Source organism: Paenibacillus alkalitolerans (genome assembly GCF_016482785.1).
GTDB lineage: Bacteria > Bacillota > Bacilli > Paenibacillales > YIM-B00363 > Paenibacillus_AE > Paenibacillus_AE alkalitolerans.
The window spans coordinates 170,268-188,938 of sequence record NZ_JAEMXM010000009.1; the positions used below are offsets into that span (position 1 = coordinate 170,268).

16 protein-coding genes and 1 other annotated feature are annotated in these 18,671 nt (G+C 54.6%); of the genes, 15 read left to right on the forward strand and 1 reads right to left on the reverse strand.

Annotated elements, in window-relative coordinates; all coding sequences use genetic code 11:
• Nucleotides 1-3 precede the first annotated feature (3 nt).
• From JET16_RS16075 to leuS, 11 genes are all read left to right on the forward strand, one after another.
• Nucleotides 4-1,239 (forward strand): DUF58 domain-containing protein, encoded by a 1,236-nt coding sequence (locus tag JET16_RS16075; protein ID WP_199617435.1) that lies wholly within the window; start codon nt 4-6, stop codon nt 1,237-1,239.
• Nucleotides 1,236-3,458 (forward strand): transglutaminase TgpA family protein, encoded by a 2,223-nt coding sequence (locus tag JET16_RS16080; protein ID WP_199617436.1) that lies wholly within the window; start codon nt 1,236-1,238, stop codon nt 3,456-3,458. Before JET16_RS16075 ends, JET16_RS16080 begins: the two co-directional genes overlap by 4 nt.
• 115 nt (nt 3,459-3,573) lie before the next feature.
• Nucleotides 3,574-4,086: a YqeG family HAD IIIA-type phosphatase gene (locus tag JET16_RS16085; RefSeq protein ID WP_199617437.1), complete on the forward strand. Its 513-nt coding sequence runs from the start codon at nt 3,574-3,576 to the stop codon at nt 4,084-4,086.
• A 1-nt stretch (nt 4,087) separates the two neighbouring features.
• Nucleotides 4,088-5,209: a ribosome biogenesis GTPase YqeH gene (gene yqeH / locus JET16_RS16090; protein WP_199617438.1), complete on the forward strand. Its 1,122-nt coding sequence runs from the start codon at nt 4,088-4,090 to the stop codon at nt 5,207-5,209.
• Between the two features lie 36 nt (nt 5,210-5,245).
• Complete coding sequence (gene aroE, locus JET16_RS16095) at nt 5,246-6,139, forward strand: shikimate dehydrogenase (protein ID WP_199617439.1); 894 nt, start codon at nt 5,246-5,248, stop codon at nt 6,137-6,139.
• Nucleotides 6,136-6,729, forward strand: coding sequence for a nicotinate-nucleotide adenylyltransferase (locus tag JET16_RS16100; protein ID WP_199617440.1), 594 nt, complete (start codon nt 6,136-6,138; stop codon nt 6,727-6,729). The genes aroE and JET16_RS16100 overlap by 4 nt, the downstream gene beginning before the upstream one ends.
• Nucleotides 6,719-7,318, forward strand: coding sequence for a bis(5'-nucleosyl)-tetraphosphatase (symmetrical) YqeK (yqeK, locus tag JET16_RS16105; RefSeq protein WP_199617441.1), 600 nt, complete (start codon nt 6,719-6,721; stop codon nt 7,316-7,318). Before JET16_RS16100 ends, yqeK begins: the two co-directional genes overlap by 11 nt.
• Nucleotides 7,315-7,662 (forward strand): ribosome silencing factor, encoded by a 348-nt coding sequence (gene rsfS / locus JET16_RS16110; RefSeq protein WP_199617448.1) that lies wholly within the window; start codon nt 7,315-7,317, stop codon nt 7,660-7,662. Before yqeK ends, rsfS begins: the two co-directional genes overlap by 4 nt.
• Nucleotides 7,659-8,609 carry a CvfB family protein gene (locus JET16_RS16115; RefSeq protein WP_233531688.1) on the forward strand — a complete coding sequence of 317 codons (951 nt, stop codon included), beginning with the start codon at nt 7,659-7,661 and terminating at the stop codon, nt 8,607-8,609. Before rsfS ends, JET16_RS16115 begins: the two co-directional genes overlap by 4 nt.
• Nucleotides 8,606-9,379 carry a class I SAM-dependent DNA methyltransferase gene (locus tag JET16_RS16120; RefSeq protein WP_199617449.1) on the forward strand — a complete coding sequence of 258 codons (774 nt, stop codon included), beginning with the start codon at nt 8,606-8,608 and terminating at the stop codon, nt 9,377-9,379. Before JET16_RS16115 ends, JET16_RS16120 begins: the two co-directional genes overlap by 4 nt.
• A 957-nt stretch (nt 9,380-10,336) precedes the next feature.
• Nucleotides 10,337-10,582, forward strand: a binding site (T-box leader).
• Between the two features lie 63 nt (nt 10,583-10,645).
• Nucleotides 10,646-13,093, forward strand: coding sequence for a leucine--tRNA ligase (leuS, locus tag JET16_RS16125; RefSeq protein ID WP_199617450.1), 2,448 nt, complete (start codon nt 10,646-10,648; stop codon nt 13,091-13,093).
• A 13-nt stretch (nt 13,094-13,106) separates the two neighbouring features.
• Here the strand turns inward: leuS and comER are convergent, their stop codons facing one another.
• The gene (gene comER, locus JET16_RS16130; RefSeq protein ID WP_199617451.1) at nt 13,107-13,937 is read right to left on the reverse strand and encodes a late competence protein ComER; all 831 of its coding nucleotides are present in this window, start codon (nt 13,935-13,937) and stop codon (nt 13,107-13,109) included.
• A gap of 128 nt (nt 13,938-14,065) precedes the next feature.
• On the opposite strand from comER, the gene JET16_RS16135 reads away from it, so the two are divergent.
• The 4 genes from JET16_RS16135 to JET16_RS16150 all read left to right on the forward strand — a co-directional run bounded on the left by JET16_RS16135 (nt 14,066) and on the right by JET16_RS16150 (nt 18,594).
• Nucleotides 14,066-14,611, forward strand: coding sequence for a ComEA family DNA-binding protein (locus tag JET16_RS16135; protein ID WP_199617452.1), 546 nt, complete (start codon nt 14,066-14,068; stop codon nt 14,609-14,611).
• A 63-nt stretch (nt 14,612-14,674) separates the two neighbouring features.
• A complete protein-coding gene (locus JET16_RS16140) occupies nt 14,675-15,184 on the forward strand; it encodes a deoxycytidylate deaminase (protein ID WP_199617453.1) in 510 nt (169 codons plus the stop codon).
• Between the two features lie 96 nt (nt 15,185-15,280).
• Complete coding sequence (locus JET16_RS16145) at nt 15,281-17,788, forward strand: DNA internalization-related competence protein ComEC/Rec2 (protein ID WP_199617455.1); 2,508 nt, start codon at nt 15,281-15,283, stop codon at nt 17,786-17,788.
• 86 nt (nt 17,789-17,874) lie between these two features.
• Nucleotides 17,875-18,594, forward strand: coding sequence for a GntR family transcriptional regulator (locus tag JET16_RS16150; RefSeq protein WP_199617456.1), 720 nt, complete (start codon nt 17,875-17,877; stop codon nt 18,592-18,594).
• Nucleotides 18,595-18,671 lie beyond the last annotated feature (77 nt).

The window sequence follows — 18,671 nt, forward strand, 5'->3', positions numbered from 1 at the left end:
CGTATGCTTCGTGCAGCCAAACCGGCGAGGTGGCCGGTAAAAGCCTGGGTACTTCTGCTCTGCTTGGTCTCCTGTCTTTTCTTCGTGCTGTTCCAAGGCGGTAAACTGTCGCTGATGCTGTTCATCATTATGCTTACGCTCACCGTCTATTTGGTGCTGGGAAGATGGAGCGGCATTTCTTCCGCGCGCGGCCGAAGAGAGATCCAGGGGGTAACGGGCGGAGCGACGCTGCAGTCGGGCACCGCGCTGAAAGTCGCGATTTCGGTAAACATACCGGGGTTATGGCCGATCCCATACGTAACGGTGAAAGACAAACTTGTCCGGCGGGACGGCAGTATACAACTGTATGAAGGAACTTTCGTCCCGGATTGGAAACGGAGAGGCGAGCTGTCATACGTCACTCCTCCGTTGTCCCGGGGATTTTACCGCTTTGAGGAAATCGCGTGCTCCACGTCGGACATTTTCGGATTATTTGAGCATACGGGACAAATGTCCGTACCTCTCTCGTTCAGCGTGCTTCCCCGGACGATTTCCATCCCGGAATGGCGGCAGCTCCATTTGCTGTTCAAGGGCAACCATCAACATTCGTCAGCGGGAGGCAGCCAGAGGGAAACGACGCAAATCAACGGCGTGCGGGAATATATTTATGGGGACCGTCTGGCAAAAATCCACTGGAATGCAACCGCCCGGACAGGTACGTGGAAATCGAAAGAATTCGAACGGGAATCGTTGCCGAAGCTTGTTCTGCTGCTGGATCGCCAAGCTTCGGGTTACCGTTCGAAGGAAGCATTCGAGCTCGCGGTTTCGGTAGCCGCATCTATTTCGGAGTACGGATCATCGCACAATATGTCGGTCGGTTTGCTGTCGGTCGGCAAAGGGCAGACGTTCTGGGAAGCTCCCGGCGGTTACGACGCAAAGCAGCGGATCGACCGTCACCTGATTGAAGTGCAGCCGGACGCGCAGCATGATTTGATCCGGATTGTCAGCGACCGCTCGAAGCTGCCTGCCGCAGGAAGCTTGATCGTCGCCATATCGCCGCAGCGTTCCGAAACGGTAATGCGCGCGTTTCAACGGCTGCATGCGCACGGCGTCGGCGCCGCGCATATGTGGGTGAATACGGAGCAATCGGTGAAGACGAGAGAAGATTGGATCCGGGCGTTGCGCGGAATCGGAATGGCAGGATACAGCATTCAGCAGCTTGAAGATTTGCCGAAAGCGCTTAGGGGGCGAGGCGTATGAGTCCGGCGGTTCGGGAAGCTCGCCGATGGCTGCTTGCGGATTGGCATGAGAAAGGAATCCGGCTGTTTCTTGGCATCTTTTTGTATCAATTCGTCATTTGGTTCGATGCGTATTGGGTGAATGAGACGAAGCCGATCGTAGCGGGAACGCTCATTGCGGTTTTCGCGGCAGAGTGGTTTACTAGGCGCCCTTCATGGCTCAGAAGGATCGCGGGCATCGCCGCCGCATTCGCCGTGACCGCGCAAGTCGTAAAGCCGGAGCCTGTGAAGGGAATGGAAGAAACGGCGTCGGGGCTGTTGCTTACCGTATTGGAATATGTGCTCCGGTTAACGCCGTTCGTCTGGTTCGCTTTGGGAACATGGGCGATTTATGTCGTGTTGGATCATTATTTAACGACCAGATGGCGATTAATCTCCTTGCTTGTCGGCGGAATCGTCATCCTCAGCATCGTCGATTCGTTCAGCACGTTCGTATTTTGGGACCAAGTGGCCGTTATGATCGCTTGCGGGTTGTTGATGTTGGTAATCCACCATTTGCGGGAATTAAAGACGAAAGCTCCCGAAGGCTACGAACACCTGATGAGTTATCCCATTCCCATCACCGTAATGATTGCGACCATCATAACCGCGTCTTTGGCATTGGGAATGCTTGCGCCCAACATCCGTCCCATTATTATGGATCCGTATACCGCATGGAAGACATATCAGGGAGAGTCCGTGCCGGCGCTCGGGAAAGGCGGAGGATGGTTTGACGAATCGACAACCCGCAATTCTTCTTCCGGTTACAGCCGTAACGATACGAACTTAGGCGGCGCGTTCGATTTCGACTACACTCCGGTGTTTAACGTCGATACGACCCGAAGGAGCTATTGGCGGGGGGAAACCCGCTCACTGTATAACGGTACGGGATGGGAAGCGGCCCCTGCGGAACGCAGCGGCAGTCTTGTTCCCGTGAACGGAAAAATGACGGCGCCGGAGCCGGCGTTTGATGCAAGCCTGATAGAGACGGTAGAAATTGAACAAACGTTCCGTATAAGCACCGAACAACCGTACCCGGTGCTGTTTGCCGCCCCGTTTGCCAATAGCGTGCAGCTTGGAGAAGAAGAGGACTCCTCTCTCTTGAACCGTATGTTTTGGCAGCCGGCGCAAGGCACGATTCTGTGGCGAGAAGCCGATAATGTGCCTTATCCTAAGACGTATACCGTTGTTTCGCATATGCCCGTAATCGACGAGCAAAAATTGCGCGCAGCAAAGCCGGTGTCGAATTCGGAACAATGGCGGGATTATTTGCAGCTGCCCGCGAGCGTCCCCGACCGGGTTCGCCGACTGGCCCGGATGGTTACGCAAGAGGCGGAAACGCCTTACGATAAAGCGAAAGCGATAAAGATGTATCTAAGCACTACGTTTCCGTATACGAATGTGCCGGACGTGTCGAAAGGGAGAAGCGCCGATTTTGTGGACCGTTTTCTCTTTGAAATCCAAGAAGGATATTGCGACTACTACTCGACGGCGATGGTCGTCATGGCACGTTCCATCGGGCTGCCGGCGCGTTGGGTGAAAGGATACGTTCCGGGGCAATCGGATTTAGAGTTCATCTATGAGCAATATTTGCCGGGAGAAGAAGTCGATATTGACGGTCCCGGCACCTACACCGTACGAAATTCGGACGCGCATTCATGGGTGGAAGTATACTTCGACGGATACGGCTGGATTCCGTTCGAACCGACAGCCGGATTTTCGCTTCCGATCGTACAAACGGAGAACGAAACGGAAATCGCTTTGCCTGACGATTTGACGGAAGCCGCGGGCACGCTGCAATCCGAGCCGACTGAAGGAACCGGCTTTCCGGCCGGTCCGGCCGCCGCCGCCGCTGCGGGACTGCTGGCCGTGCTTGCCGTATGGATGGGCTTCCGACTAGGTTGGTTCGGTTGGCTGCAAACGCGTCCCGTTAGAAAATCAATGAATTATAACATTAAGTTTCTGGCCGAAATGGAGAGGCTCTTGTTCCGATTGCGGAGGAAAGGGCTTCATTGGAGCGATAACGAGACCGTTCGCGAAATCATGCAGCGTTGGATGTCGGAACACGTCTGGCTGCAAAAGGATATGCTGGTGCTGCTTCACGCTTTCGAAAAAGCGAAGTACAGCAAAACGGGCTTAAGCGAGCAAGAGTATTGGAATGCGGAAAACCGGATTCGCAAACTGCGCGAAAGCTTGCGTTAAGAGCATGCTTGATCCGCCCGCCGTGCGCGGGCGTGGATCGAAACATGAAAATTTTCTTCCCGGGCACAATTATGGTATCATCTTGGCAAGATGTTTGCGGCGGGGTGAATGCGAATTGTTGCACTTGATGGTGCCGAAGCTCACGGTAAGAACGATATTCGACATCGATTTGGCGGAGCTCAAGCGAAACGGCATTCGCGGGATCATCACCGATTTGGACAACACGCTGGTCGGCGCGAAAGTGCCTTATGCGACGCCCGAGCTCGGAGCATGGCTTGAAACGGTTCGAGAGCGCGGATTTCAAGTGGTCGTGGTTTCAAACAACAGGAAAACCCGCGTCAGCGCCTTTGCCGAGCCGCTCTCCTTACCTTATGTATATCGTGCGAGAAAGCCGCTGCATGCGGCTTTCTTGCGCGCGCTTGAAATGATGTCGCTGCAGCCGAAGGAGACGGCTGTTGTCGGGGACCAGATGATGACGGACGTCCTGGGCGGGAACCGTATCGGGCTGTATACGATATTGGTTGAACCGATCGCAGTGAACGACGAGAGCTGGGTAACGCGCAACGTCAACCGGAACCTGGAGAGAGCGTTCGTTTACAAATTGAGAAAGAAAGGGTGGCTCCCCTAAAGTGAATTTCACGGCGGGAACCGATGTCCGCTGCTCCGGCTGCGGCATTCGCGTTCAATCGGAACATAAAGATGCGCTCGGCTACATTCCTCAAGCCGCGTCGGAGCGGATGCCGTTATTGTGCCAACGCTGCTATCGCATGAAACATTACAATGAGGCTTCCTCCGTTACGCGCGACCAAGGCGAGTTTCTTCGCTTATTGGGCGGAATTGCCGCGACGGACAGCCTCGTTGTGCATATAACCGACATATTCGATTTTGAAGGCAGCGTGATCAGCGGCCTGCAGCGTTTCGTCGGGGACAATCCGGTGGTATTGGTCGTGAACAAGATCGACTTGATTCCTAACGATGTGAATCCGAACCGGATACGGAACTGGGTGCAGAGGCGGGCGAAAGAAGAAGGCCTGAGGATCGCGGATGCTGTCCTTGTAAGCGCGAAACGCAATATCGGTTTCGACCGGCTCGCGGACACATTGGGGCAGCTGCGCCAAGGCAAAGATATTTTTGTCGTCGGAGCGACCAATGTCGGGAAATCTTCGTTTATCAACCGCCTCATCTCCGACTACAGTTCGCTGGAAGCGGAGCTGACCGTGTCATCCTATCCGGGAACGACGCTCGATCTTGTTCACATTCCTCTTGACGATGAGAAGCATATTATCGACACTCCGGGGATCGTATACGAATGGCGTTTGACGGAGCGTTTGCATAAATCCGATTTGGCCGCAATCGTACCGACACGGACGCTAAAACCGGTCACTTATCAGTTGAACCCGCGTCAGACGCTGTTTTTCGGCGGACTTGCACGGTTCGATTTTGTCGAAGGCGGCAGGCAATCGTTCACGTGCTACGTGAGCAACGGCATCGAGATACACCGCACGAAATTGGAAAATGCGGACGCGCTCTACGCGGAACATAAGGGGACGCTGTTGAAGCCTCCCGGCAAAGAGGAGGACGGCGGCCTTGGTCCAATGACGAAACATCGCTTTACAATACGGCCCGGTTCGAATACGGATGTCTACATATCGGGTCTCGGATGGGTTCGTTCGCACGGCAAAGAAGGAGCGGTTATAGACGTTCATGTCCCGAAGGGGATAAAAGTGATCACCAGGGAGAGCTTGATTTAACGCAAAAAAGCAGATCAGGGCTGGGAGGAGAAACCGATGGGGGAAGCGGAGCGTTGGCTTGGGACTGCGGTCAATAGCGAAACGTTGTTTTACGGCGTATTCGGGGATCCGGTCCGCCACTCGAAATCCCCTGCCATGTTAGGCAGAGCCTTTCAAGCAGCAGGGTTGAATGCCGTTTACGGCGCGTTTCATGTTCGTCCGGAACAATTGCGGGGCGCGGTGGAAGGCGTTAGATCACTCGGGTTTCGGGGCGTCAATGTCACGATCCCGCACAAAGTTCACGTCATGGAATATTTGGACGAAATCGACGCTACCGCGAGCCTCGCCGGGGCAGTGAATACGATTGTCAACAAAGACGGACGTCTTGTCGGATATAACACGGACGGAATCGGCTACGTTCGTTCGCTGAAAGAAGAAACCGGAGCCCGGATCGAGGGCTCGAGCATCTTGATGCTCGGAGCGGGAGGGGCGTCCCGGGGCGTGGCTCTCGCGCTTGCTTCCGAGCGTCCGGCCCGCATATGGATCGCCAACAGAACGAAAGACAAAGCGGTGTCGCTTGCGGAGGAGCTGTCCCGGTTAACGGAGGCCGAAGGAATTGCTTGGGAGGGAATCGACCATATTATAGGCAAAGTCGATTTCGTAGTAAATACGACGCCGATCGGGATGGATCCGAACACGCACGAAACTCCGATAGAGCCTTCAATGATTGTTCCGGGCACCGTTGTCAGCGACTTGATCTACAATCCGTTGATCACCAAGTTTTTGCGGGATGCCCGGTCACGGGGCGCCGTCATACACGGCGGTCTCGGCATGTTTGTCTACCAAGGGGCGTATGCGTTCGAATATTGGACCGGCCTTTCGGCTCCCGTCGAAGCAATGCGATCCGAGGTGCTGCGCTTGTTGGACAATGCGGGAGGGGGAGGCGCATGACGAGGCGAATCGGCATCATGGGCGGAACGTTCGACCCGATTCATACCGGACATCTCATTGTGGCTGAAAGAGCAAGAGAGACCGGCGGCTTCGACGAGATTTGGTTCATACCGTCGCATCAACCGCCGCATAAGCCCCCCCTGCAGGGTGCAACTCCCGCCGATCGCGTCAAGATGGTGGAAGCGGCCATCCGGGGAAACCCTTATTTTCGGTTGGAACGGCTTGAAATCAATCGGGGCGGGGTATCGTATACGATCGATACGGTCATCGAGCTGAAGCGCAAGTATCCTGACGATCAATTCGTATGGATCATAGGCGCGGATATGGTTCAATATCTAACGTACTGGCACCGGATGGATGAAATCGCGGAGCATATCGAGTTCCTTGGCGTTGCGAGACCCGGCTATAATTTCAAACAGGCGGAACTGCCCGCATCGGTACGAGGAAGAATATCGTTTGCGGACATGCCGGAATTGAACATCTCATCGACGGAAATAAGGGACCGGATCCGCAAGGGCTTATCGGTGCGGTATATGTTGCCTGATCAGGTGCGAATCCTTATTGAGGAGAACCGTCTTTATGAATCATAAGGAACTCGTCTCCCGATTGATGGCATCCGTCGAACGGCAAATGCCCGCCAAGAGATGGAAGCATACGCTGGGTGTCGTCTCATGCTCGAAGTCGTTGGCGGCATCGTTCGGAGCGGACGCGGAAAAAGCCGAGATTGCGGCCATTCTTCACGACGTCGCTAAATTTTGGCCGGTCGAGAGGCAGCGGGAAGCGATCCTGCACGAAGGCGCTGAGGTCGCGCTCGGCGCACTCGATTACGATAAAGATCTATGGCACGCGCATGCGGGAGCCTATGCGGCCAAGCGGGAATACGGAATAGAAGATACGGAAATATTGGACGCGATCCGATACCATACGTCGGGGCGGGCGGGAATGACATTGCTTGAGAAAGTCGTTTGTCTCGCCGATTATATCGAGCCGGGAAGAGATTTTCCCGGAGTGGAGGACATTCGCCGGTTGGCGGAAAAGAGCTTGGAAAAGGCGCTGCTCGCCGCGTTCGACGGTACGATCGTTTCACTGCTTCGCAAACGAAAACGAATTTATCCTTTAACGGTTTATACTCGCAACGATCTCTTGGAAACAATAATAGCCCGGGAGGCTGAAGAATGACAATAACCTCTGATGCGCTGCTGCAGCTGGCGGTTGAAGCCGCCGAAGACAAGAAGGCGTACAATATCGTCGCTTTGGATTTGCAGGGCATATCGCCCGTTGCGGATTATTACGTAATCTGTCACGGCAACTCCGATACGCAAGTGCAATCCATTGCGACGGAAATCCGGAAGAAAGCCGAAGAACGCGGCACCCGCGTTCGGGGCGTCGAAGGATTCGACTCGGCGCGATGGGTGTTGGTGGACATCGGCGACGTAGTGGTGCATGTGTTTCATAGGGATGAACGGGAGTACTACAATATTGAGCGCATATGGTCCGACGCGAAAGCGGTAGAGTTGGCATGAACGGAGGAGCGGCAGTGACGGGAATGGAAGCCGGAACGACGGAGAAGCTGCAGGTGGCGCAAGAGACGCAGCACGGGTTCATTTTGACGAACGGCGCCGGGAGGGTGCTTCTCCCTTTCCCGGAAGCGCTCGGCAGAGAGCTGAAAGCGGGTGATACGGTCGACGCGTTCTTGTACCATGACAGCGAAGACCGGTTAACGGCGACGCTGCGGGAACCGCTGCTTCATTTCGGCGAATTGGGCCGTCTGATGGTGGCGGACATTCATCCGAAACTGGGGTGCTTCCTGGAAATCGGGCTTCCGCGCCACGTGCTGCTCCCTGCCGGGGAGCTTCCCTTGGATACAAAGTACCGTCCGGTCGAAGGCGATGAAGTCTATGTCGTGCTGGACCGCGATAAATCCGGGCGGCTCCTGGCCAGAGCGGCGAAGGAAGATGCGATAAGCAAACGCGTGTTCAGGGCGCCTTCCGATTGGCGCAATCGCTGGGTTGACGGTTGGGTGTACCACACGCTGCGCACCGGCACGTTCGTCGTTTGCGAAGGCGGCGTGCTCGGGTTCGGCGCGATCGGATACATTCCGGATCATGAGCGGACAAAGACGCTGCGCGTAGGCGAGAAAGTGCACGCAAGGGTTACGTTCGTCCGCGAGGACGGACATGTCAATCTGTCGATGCGCCAGCGCAAAGAAGTCGGCCGTATGGAGGATTCGGACCGGCTGCTCGCCTTTTTGCGGGAGCGGCCGAACAAGGCGATGCCTTACTCGGATGAGACGCCCTCCGATATTATTTCCCAGAAGTTCGGGATCAGTAAATCGGCGTTCAAGCGGGCGATAGGTAAGCTGATGAAAGAAGGGCTTGTCGAGCAGGAAGGCAGCTGGACCCGCTTGACGGAGCGGGGAGCGGCCGGCGCAGCATCCGAATCCACATCCGAGGGGAATGAGGCGCCATGACAAGCCGGCCGTACGGCGGTTTCGCGTATGTGTACGACCGCCTGATGTCGGATATGCCTTACGGGGAATGGCTCGGGTGGCTTGACGCGTTCTGGGAGGCACATGGGCGCCCGTCCACCGTCGCCGATCTCGGCTGCGGCACCGGAACGATCGCTTTACCGCTCGCCGCTTCCGGGTACCGGGTTGTGGGCATCGACATCTCCGAAGATATGCTGGCGGTTGCCAAGCATAAGGAGGCGTCCGCCCGCAGCGAAACACCGTTGGCCGGAACGGTCGACTGGGTATGCCAGGATATGAGATCGTGGTCGTGGAGCGCGCCGGTCGATGCGGTCGTTTCGCTATGCGATTGCATGAATTATTTGCTGGAAGAGGACGATTTGCGGCGAACGTTTCGTCAAGTGCTGGAAGGGTTGGCGCCGGGCGGGACGTTTTTGTTCGATATGCATCACAGCAACCGGCTTCAGGAATATGCGGATAATGAGCCGTTTTGTCTTGACGAGGAAGATGTATCCTACATATGGACATGCGATATGGACGAGCACTCCGACACGATCACGCATCGGCTCTCGATTTTCATCCGCGAAGGGGAACGGTACGTGAAAGTGGTCGAGACGCACCGCCAGCGGGCGTATCCGGAGCCGCTTATCCGCCGCATGCTTTCGGACGCAGGATTTACCGACGTGAACAGTTATGAAGACTTTTCTTTCGACCCAGTGGACGACCGTTCCACCTTGCGGATGTTTTTTACTGCGCGGAAGCCGGCGATGTAGAACGCATGATTTGCTTTAGCGACCACTGTTTCCGCAAAGAGGGGGAGGTCAAAATTTGATCTTATTCGAAATTCGGGAGCCGAATTTATGGATAAGTGGGCGAATTAGGCGCAGTTTTTGACCTCCTATATCCACCACGCTTACCTAGTGAGGTCAAAAATTGACCTTACTCACATAAATAGGGTCAATATTGAGACTGTCGATAAATTGTTGGCGTTTTCATACGCTGCAAGCGAAGAAATTTCGGTTGCAAGGTCGCAAAAGCCATTTTCAGACGCTGCAAGCGAAGAAACATAAATAGGGTCAATATTGAGGCTGTCGATTAATTGTGAACTACAGACTTTGCATTACAAACAAACGCTGTATGTAACCGAAAAAACATCAAAAAGTCCGGTTACACAATGATGAACTGGAACAATAGTTTCACTTTTTGAAGTTATTTCACGGAAAGTGGCTGGATTGATGGCAATAGTTTCATTTTTTGAAGTTATTCCGTGCATTTTGGGTGAAAATGAGTCAGATCGGGCACAATAGTTTCACTTTTTGAAGTTATTTCACGGAAAGTGGCTGGATTGATGGCAATAGTTTCATTTTTTGAAGTTATTCCGTGCATTTTGGGTGAAAATGAGTCAGATCGGGCACAATAGTTTCACTTTTTGAAGTTATTACGTGCAAGGCTTGGGTTTGGGAGGGAATAGTTTCATTTTTTGAAGTTATTACGTGCTTTTTCGGGAGACGGCGGCAATTCAGACGGAAAGCCAGATTCAAATGCTCAATTTATACATGGAAGTTCACAATTAATCGACAGTCTCATATTTGACCCTATCAGTAACAGGCGCTTGAAAAATACACCATGAACGGTAATCAATGAGTATTAGATGCTTCTGGCCACATGCCAGACATACTCTTCTTGACTTTGCTGATGCGAGCCGGGTATAATTTGAAATAATTGCAAAACGAAAAGCAACGACAAGGAGCAGTAACCGCGCGGAAACCGCAAACGCAGAGAGTCGACGGACCGGTGCAAGTCGACGCGGATCGGCGGCGAACTCGCCTTGAAGCTTCGCAATCGAACGGTGCAACGTATAAGCGCCCTAGATTGCGGCGTACCCTCGCGTTAAGAGGAAGAGTGAACGGAATGGCAAAGCATGCGCTCCGTTAACTAGGGTGGTACCACGGGAGAACAACGCTCTCGTCCCTAGCGATGTCCGCTAGGGGCGAGGGCTTTTTTAAGTTTAGTTGAGTACAACAAGGAAGGTGCAGGCAATGTCCGAGACGGCGAAACAAACACAGGGCGGGTACGTCCCGCAATCGATCGAACCGAAATGGCAAAAGTACTGGGACGAACACAAGACGTTCAAGGTGCTTGACGACCCTTCGAAACAGAAGTTTTACGCGCTTGACATGTTCCCGTATCCTTCGGGAGACGGACTCCATGTCGGCCACCCGGAAGGGTATACGGCGACGGATATCATTTCGCGTTACAAGCGTGCGCGCGGCTTTGACGTGCTCCACCCGATGGGATGGGACGCGTTCGGATTGCCGGCGGAGCAGCACGCGCTCAATACCGGCAAACATCCGCGCGACATTACGAAGAAAAACATCGACAACTTCCGCAGGCAGATCAAATCGCTCGGTTTCAGTTACGATTGGGACAGAGAATTCAGTACGACCGATCCGTCCTATTACAAGTGGACGCAATGGATTTTCTTGCAGCTGTATAAACGGGGTCTCGCGTATGTAGCGGAGATGCCGGTGAACTGGTGCCCGGCGTTAGGCACTGTGCTGGCGAACGAGGAAGTGATTGACGGTAAAAGCGAAAGAGGCGGCCATCCGGTCATCCGCTTGCCGATGCGGCAGTGGGTGCTCCGCATAACGGCTTACGCCGAGCGGCTGCTGGAGGATTTGGAAGAGCTCGATTGGCCGGAAAGCATTAAGGAGATGCAGCGCAACTGGATCGGCAAATCGGTCGGAGCGGAAGTGCGGTTCGACATCGACGGCCATCCGGGCCATTCGCTCGTTGTGTTCACTACGAGACCGGATACGCTGTTCGGCGCGACCTATTGCGTCTTGGCGCCCGAGCATGAATTGGTGGAACGGATCGCGTCCGATGCGCAGCGAGATGCGGTGAACGCGTATCGAGAAGCGGCGGAGAGAAAGAGCGACCTCGAGCGGACCGACTTGGCGAAAGACAAGACGGGCGTGTTCACGGGGGCATATGCCGTCAATCCGGTGAACGGCGCAAAGGTGCCGGTTTGGATTGCGGATTACGTGCTTGGCGGTTACGGCACCGGGGCGATCATGGCGGTGCCGGGACACGATCAGCGAGACTGGGAATTCGCCAAGAAGTTCGACTTGCCGATCATCGAGGTCGTGCAAGGCGGCGACATTGCGAAAGAAGCGTACGCCGGGGACGGCGGGCATATTAATTCCGGCTTCTTGAACGGCTTGAACACGCAGGACGCGATCGACCGGATGATCGAGCATCTGGAGTCGAACGGCACCGGAAGCAAGAAGGTAACGTACCGTCTTCGCGACTGGCTGTTCTCCAGGCAGCGGTACTGGGGCGAACCGATTCCCGTGCTGCATCTGGAAGACGGGACGATGAAGGCAGTTTCGGACGAAGATCTGCCGCTGCTGCTGCCGGACGTCGATGAAATCAAGCCTTCGGGCACGGGCGAATCGCCTCTTGCGAACGTCGTGGAATGGGTGAACGTGATCGATCCGGAGACTGGCAAGAACGCGAAACGCGAGACGAACACGATGCCGCAGTGGGCCGGAAGCTGCTGGTACTACTTGCGCTTCATCGACCCGCACAACGAGCGGGAAATTTGCTCGAAGGAGAAGCAGGAGCGATGGCTGCCGGTCGACCTGTATATCGGCGGCGCGGAGCACGCGGTATTGCACTTGCTGTACGCCCGCTTCTGGCATAAAGTGCTGTACGATATCGGCGTCGTATCGACGAAAGAGCCGTTCTGGAAGCTTGTCAACCAAGGCATGATACTGGGCGACAACGGCGAGAAGATGAGCAAATCCCGCGGCAACGTCATCAACCCGGACGATATCGTCAACGAATACGGTGCGGATACGCTCCGGATGTACGAGATGTTCATGGGACCGCTTGAGGCGACGAAGCCTTGGAACACGAACGGTGTGGAAGGGGTTTACCGCTTCTTGAACCGTGTATGGCGGTTGTTCGTGACCGAAGACGGCGCTCTGAACCCGAAAATTCGTTCGGACGGCGGCACCGACGACTTTAAGCGGACATGGCACAAAACCGTGAAGAAAATAACGGAAGATTATGAAGCGCTCCGCTTTAACACGGCGATATCGCAAATGATGATCTTTGTGAATGAAGCGTATAAATTGGAGACGCTCCCTCTTGAGGGCATGAATCAGTTCGTCCAGCTGCTTGCGCCGATCGCTCCTCACATCTCCGAAGAGCTGTGGGAGAAATTGGGCCATTCCGGTTCCATCAGTTACGTTCCTTGGCCGGAGTATGACGAACGTTGGACGGTGGACGACGAAGTCGAAATTGTCGTTCAAGTGAACGGCAAGATCATCGAACGCGCGAACGTTCCTGCGGATGCGGACGAGACGGCGCTTAGGGAAATCGCGTTTGGGCTGCCGAACGTAAAAGAGGCGATGACAGGGAAAGAAGTCCGCAAGGTCATCGCCGTCAAAGGCAAGCTTGTTAATATAGTAGTCGGGTGATCGAACAATCGAGTCATTGGGTGGGGTTGTAAAACAACCCCTCCACTTTCTCCAGTTCTTCGTGATACTTATTGTGCGTCGAGCGGATCAGCCGTTCGAACGTGCCTTCCAAATCCATAGACAACATGCGCAATCCTTCCTCGGTAATGCCTCCGGGCACGGTCACGCGCTCCCGCAACGATTCCGGAGAAAATCCGCCGGCCGTGAGCAGCAGACCTGTGCCGAGCACCATCTCGCAGGCGAGGCGGGCCGCTTCTTCTTTCGGAATGCCGGTCTTCTCGACCGCAGCATTCACGAATTGTTCGACAAAAAACGACAAAAATGCGGGTCCGCAGCTGGACAAATCCGAACTAATACGCGTATATTCCTCGGAAACTTTTAACGGCTTCGATATGTGCTTAAGCAAATTTTCCAACCGTTCGGCATCATCGGTATTCAAACGGTTTCCTAACATTACAAGAGTCGCGCCGCTGCAAACATAGTTCGTTATGCTGGGGATCATCTTGGCGATTTTGCATCGCAAATGCTCTTCAAGATGGCGAATGAGCACCGGACTGGTAATCGAAACGATCAATTGCTCCGGCAATACTACTCTTTTGATCTCGTCAATCACTTTCTTGAATTGCTTCGGTTTTATGCAAAGAAAAACAATGTCCGATTCCAATACGACTTCAATATTCGACCGGGCGGCGCGCAGCCCGGGGTAAGCCGCGGCGAGACGCTCCGCTTTTTGGAACGTGCGGTTTGCCGCAATGATTTGTTTCGGCTGGAGAGCGTTCGTTTTGATGAATGATTCGATCAAGATGCTGCCCATGCTGCCCGTCCCTATGAATCCGACGTTCATCCGTTTCCTCCTCCTTCTATCTGGGCCATTCATCCGTAGCAAGAGATCGCTTTTATTGATTATATGAATTGTAAATGTTGTCCTATACCAGTTGAAATACGCAAATACCCATTTTATGGAGGTTTTTCATGTTTGCACGATTTTCTCCATGGGCTGTCATCGCGGCTATTGCCGTTTTGACAGGGGCGGCTGTTCTTGTGTGGTCGCCATGGTCAGTACCGGTCGAATCGGAGTGGATCGAAGTCAACGAATCCATGGCGAAGCTTTTGCCGGAGGAAGAGATGGACACAGCTGCGGAGGCGGCGGTGGCGCAGGTTCAGGCACAGGCACACAAGCAGGAAAAAGCGCAGTCACAAGAACAGTCACAAGAACAGTCACAAGAAGAGGCCACACTTCCGCCTGCGGAATCCGCAAAGTCATCGGAGCCGGAGCAAGTGCCGTATCCGGCCGAAACGGAAACGGTCATCGATATAAACCGGGCAAGCTCATCCGACCTCGATACGCTGCCGGGGATCGGCGCCAAAAAAGCGGACGCGATCGTCGCTCACAGGAAGGAGCACGGACCGTTCCGCACGATCGAAGACATTATGAACGTAAAGGGCATCGGGGAAAAAATGTTCGCGAAGATGAAGCATCGGTTAACGGTCGGCAATAAAGCGGATTCGCCAAAATAATTGTTTTCATCCGCCGGAAGGTGTGCGAGAATAGGTAGAAAATCGGGAGGACAACTTTCAAACATGCGCAAAGATTGGGACACCTATTTTCTTGATATCGCCTACATGGCGTCAACCCGATCCCAATGCTCTCGCCGGAAGGTCGGCGCGGTGCTGGTGAAGGGCAAGAAGCTGCTCGGCAGCGCGTACAACGGGGCTCCGATGGGGGTGCCTGATTGTTCCGAGGCAGGCTGCATGATCGTGGAAGAGTACGAGATGTCCGCAGGCGACAGTGGAGAAACGCTGGTTAAGAAGCAGCGCTGCGTCCGCACGATCCACGCGGAGCAAAACTTGCTGCTGTTCACCGATACTCACGACCGGGAAGACGCAACCGTATACGTCACCGATCAGCCGTGCTGGACGTGCGCCAATATGCTTGCCAACAGCGGAGTGAAGGAAATTGTATTCCACCGGTCTTATCCGAAAGACGCGGATAAAGTCGAGGCGCTTATGGCGCAGATGGGTATTCGCTTCCGGCGGTTGGAGTCTTACGTTCCGCCGCCCGGGACAACGCAGAGCAAAGTCGTCACCTAAATATTTAAATTATCGGCCGTGAAGCACACGCGCCGCTCTCCATGAAAGGAGAGCGGCGTTTTTATTTTTTTTGCTCCGCGGCAAGGAGAGGTTCGGATGAGAAGACCGATTGTGGGCGTCGCGGTGCATTGGGTAATAGGAATGGCGGCAGCTGCGGGCGGACAAATCGCGAATGTACTTATTGCGATCGCCATGACGGCGGTTTTTTGGCTCGGCGCTTGCCTGCTTCAAGAGGATGCCGGCAACAGGACGGGATTGCAAAGATTATGGTTGTACACACTCGCTTTGACCATTGGCGCCTCTTGGTATATGTGGAACGAAAAGCATAACGTTTCGCGCCTTGCCGAAGCCTTCGATATACATGACGGGACCGGGATAACGGCCCGGGGCACGATTGCGTCCAAACCGGAAATCGACGGCGACCGGGCGGAATTCGTTCTTGAAACCGAAGAGGCAGCCGTTGAAGGAAGCAAGCGGCCTGTGAAAATAAAGGAACGGTTGAAAGTATACTTGCGCTTCGCGTCTCCGGAGGAGAAGGAGAAAGGGCTGACGTGGAAAAGAGGAGACGTGCTGACAGCCTCGGGGTCATTGCGGCCGCCGCTCCCCGCGACGAACTTCGGAGCTTTCGATTACCGGGAATATTTGCGGCGGCAGCATATTCATTGGATGCTGAACGTGAAGGGATTGGACAACGTTGACGCCGGAAGCGGGAGCGGAAGCCGATTGTCGATGGATCGCGCTCAGTCTTATGTCGACGAATTTCGCCGGACTCTTGCGCAGCGGCTAGCTGCCGTATACTCCGAGCCTTATGCGGGATTTATGCAGGGCTTGGTCATCGGAGCAAGGGACGGGCTGGACCCGGAACAGTTCCGGCAGTTTTCGCAAATCGGATTGACGCATATTTTGGCGATTTCAGGTCTGCATGTGGCGATATACGTCGGCGCCGTGTTATGGCTTCTCCGCCGCTCGCCGCTTACCCGCGAAACGCAGCTCGCTTGCGCCATCGCCGCCGTGCCTTTTTATATCGCCGTCACCGGAGCTTCCCCTTCGGTCGTTCGCGCCGGAATGATGGCGATCCTGTCGCTTTACGCCGCCCGCCGCCGCTTGTTGAAAGACGGGCTGCACGTGCTCAGTTTCGCGGCGGTCGCCATGCTGGCGTGGAACCCGTATTATATGCACGATGTGAGCTTCCAGCTGTCCTTTGCCGTCACGGCCGGACTTATCATAGGCGTTCCCTTAATGAATGCGGCGATCCCCATAGCGCATCGGGGAATCCGTTCCGCCGTTGCGGTCACGCTCGTTGCACAGGCCGTATCGTTTCCGCTTACTTTATTTTATTTCAACGGATTTTCCTTACTTTCGTTTCCTGCAAATCTGGCGATGGTGCCGATTTTCAGTTTTGTCGTTTTGCCGCTTGGAACGCTCTCCCTGCTATTCTCGTTCTTAACGCCGACTATTGCGTCTGCGGCTGCTTGGTGCGGCGAACGGGTGGCGGCGGCCTGCTTTTGGGCGGTGGAGCGAATGAATGCGCTGGAAGGCGCGTATACCATCTGGGCGAGTCCGCCCGTATGGTGGATTGCCGTCTATTACGCCGCATTGTTTTGGCTGCTGAACGCTCTCTCCGGCGCCGCATGGGGGCATCGCTTCGGCTTCACGCCCAAGTCAAGCTGCGCGGCCGCAGCGCTGCTGCTGTCCGGTCTGCTTGCATTCGCCTACACGCCGGATGCATTCGACCGCAGCGGCACCGTCTCGTTCCTTGACGTCGGGCAGGGAGACGCGATCCTCATCCGCACGCCTTCCGGCAAATCCGTGTTGATCGACGGAGGCGGCACATTGCGGTTTACGAAGCCCGGACAACAATGGCGTGAACGGAAAGACCCTTACGAGGTGGGCGAGGATCTGCTCGTACCGCTGTTAAAGAGGCGGGGAGTGCAGCGGATCGACGCGCTGTTCATATCGCATCAGGACACGGACCATATAGGCGGTTTGCAGGCCGTCATCGAACAAATCCCGGTGAGGCGCATATGGTTTAACGGAACGTTGAGACAAACCGACACCGCCGAAACGTTGTTCCGGACCGCACTGCGTAAAGCTACTCCTCTCTCCCCCGCATCTGCAGGCGATTCTATCCGCATCGACGACGCGACGCAAGTTCGAATGCTGCACCCGATTCCGCCGAGTACTAACGATGAAGTATCCGTCTTGGAAGAACAGAATGAATCGTCGATCGTATTTGTGCTGGAGATGTATGGGATGACGTTTCTATTCACAGGCGATATCGGGGAGGAAACGGAACGGTTCGTGCTGAACAGGCTTCATAGCGAAGGCGGGGGCGCACCGTCAATCGATGTGCTCAAAATCGCGCACCACGGCAGCAAATCTTCCACATCGGACGAATGGCTGCAAGCATGGCGCGCAAAGTCGGCCGTCATTTCGGCCGGGCGGGGCAACGTGTACGGACACCCGCATCCGACAGTAATCGATAAACTTCAACGGCGCGGCATCGCGGTGTTTCGCACCGACTCTCACGGAGAAGTGCAGTTTACCGTAACGCCGGGGCATCTACGGGTGAGAACGAAAATGTTTATGCAGTTACCACAATAGATTTTCTCGCGTTTGCGGGTTGACAATCCGTGTACCGGACTTGACAATAAGATGATTAAGATGTCTAGAGGTGTTGACGTAAGACGATGAATACGGTATCCAAGTCGATGTATGTGAAGCAACAGATCGTAAAGCTGATCGAGCAAGGAGTCTACAATGCGGGAGAGCAGCTGCCGTCGGAGATTCAAATGGCGAAACGGTTTCATGTGAGCCGGGAAACGTTCCGTGACGCGATTAAGATGCTGGAAGCGGAAGGTCGGCTGCTTGTGAAGCACGGTGTAGGAACGTTTGTCATCGATCCGCTGCCGCCGATTGCCAGTAACCTGGAACGGTTATCCGGTTCCGGGGAAATGATTCGCTTGGCCGGGCTGACAGAAAGCGAAAGCCTTATATCGCTTGCGAATTCGCCTTGTCCGGATGAGGTTGCGGTGAAATTAGGCATACGTTCGGGCGAGGAAGCCACTGTGTTGCAACGGATACGCAACGCGAACGGCGAGCCCGTCATGCTGTCCGTCAATTATTTGCCGGTGTCGGTCGTTGGCGATTTGTTCGACCGCGTCCCGTTTTCCGGATCTTTATTACATTTTGTGGAGAATCACCTGTCTGTAAAGATCGTCAAAGCCGATACGGAAATTACCGTTCCGCTGCACATCGACCGAAACTGCCAGCAGCTGCTTCTTCATCCCCAGACTACGGTGCTTCTGTTAAAGCAGGTTCATTACGACGAACTAAACCGTCCGTTATTTTATTCGCTTGACTATATGCGCAACGATATCTTCTCGTTTCATATCAGGCGCAGCCGGTGATTGCACCCAGGTGCGAATAAAAAACCGCCAGGAAGGTTGAACTGTGACCCGTAAGATGGACACTTTGAAAAAAGTGA

Excerpts from the sequence above, each read along its gene's own strand:
- JET16_RS16135 (WP_199617452.1), top strand. The coding sequence starts at position 14,066 with ATGTTTGCACGATTTTCTCCATGGGCTGTCATCGCGGCTATTGCCGTT.
- JET16_RS16080 (WP_199617436.1), top strand. The coding sequence starts at position 1,236 with ATGAGTCCGGCGGTTCGGGAAGCTCGCCGATGGCTGCTTGCGGATTGG.
- comER (WP_199617451.1), bottom strand. The coding sequence starts at position 13,937 with ATGAACGTCGGATTCATAGGGACGGGCAGCATGGGCAGCATCTTGATC.
- JET16_RS16145 (WP_199617455.1), top strand. The coding sequence starts at position 15,281 with ATGAGAAGACCGATTGTGGGCGTCGCGGTGCATTGGGTAATAGGAATG.
- JET16_RS16100 (WP_199617440.1), top strand. The coding sequence starts at position 6,136 with ATGACGAGGCGAATCGGCATCATGGGCGGAACGTTCGACCCGATTCAT.
- JET16_RS16075 (WP_199617435.1), top strand. The coding sequence starts at position 4 with ATGCTTCGTGCAGCCAAACCGGCGAGGTGGCCGGTAAAAGCCTGGGTA.
- JET16_RS16120 (WP_199617449.1), top strand. The coding sequence starts at position 8,606 with ATGACAAGCCGGCCGTACGGCGGTTTCGCGTATGTGTACGACCGCCTG.
- yqeK (WP_199617441.1), top strand. The coding sequence starts at position 6,719 with ATGAATCATAAGGAACTCGTCTCCCGATTGATGGCATCCGTCGAACGG.
- JET16_RS16150 (WP_199617456.1), top strand. The coding sequence starts at position 17,875 with ATGAATACGGTATCCAAGTCGATGTATGTGAAGCAACAGATCGTAAAG.
- rsfS (WP_199617448.1), top strand. The coding sequence starts at position 7,315 with ATGACAATAACCTCTGATGCGCTGCTGCAGCTGGCGGTTGAAGCCGCC.
- JET16_RS16140 (WP_199617453.1), top strand. The coding sequence starts at position 14,675 with ATGCGCAAAGATTGGGACACCTATTTTCTTGATATCGCCTACATGGCG.
- leuS (WP_199617450.1), top strand. The coding sequence starts at position 10,646 with ATGTCCGAGACGGCGAAACAAACACAGGGCGGGTACGTCCCGCAATCG.
- JET16_RS16115 (WP_233531688.1), top strand. The coding sequence starts at position 7,659 with ATGAACGGAGGAGCGGCAGTGACGGGAATGGAAGCCGGAACGACGGAG.
- aroE (WP_199617439.1), top strand. The coding sequence starts at position 5,246 with ATGGGGGAAGCGGAGCGTTGGCTTGGGACTGCGGTCAATAGCGAAACG.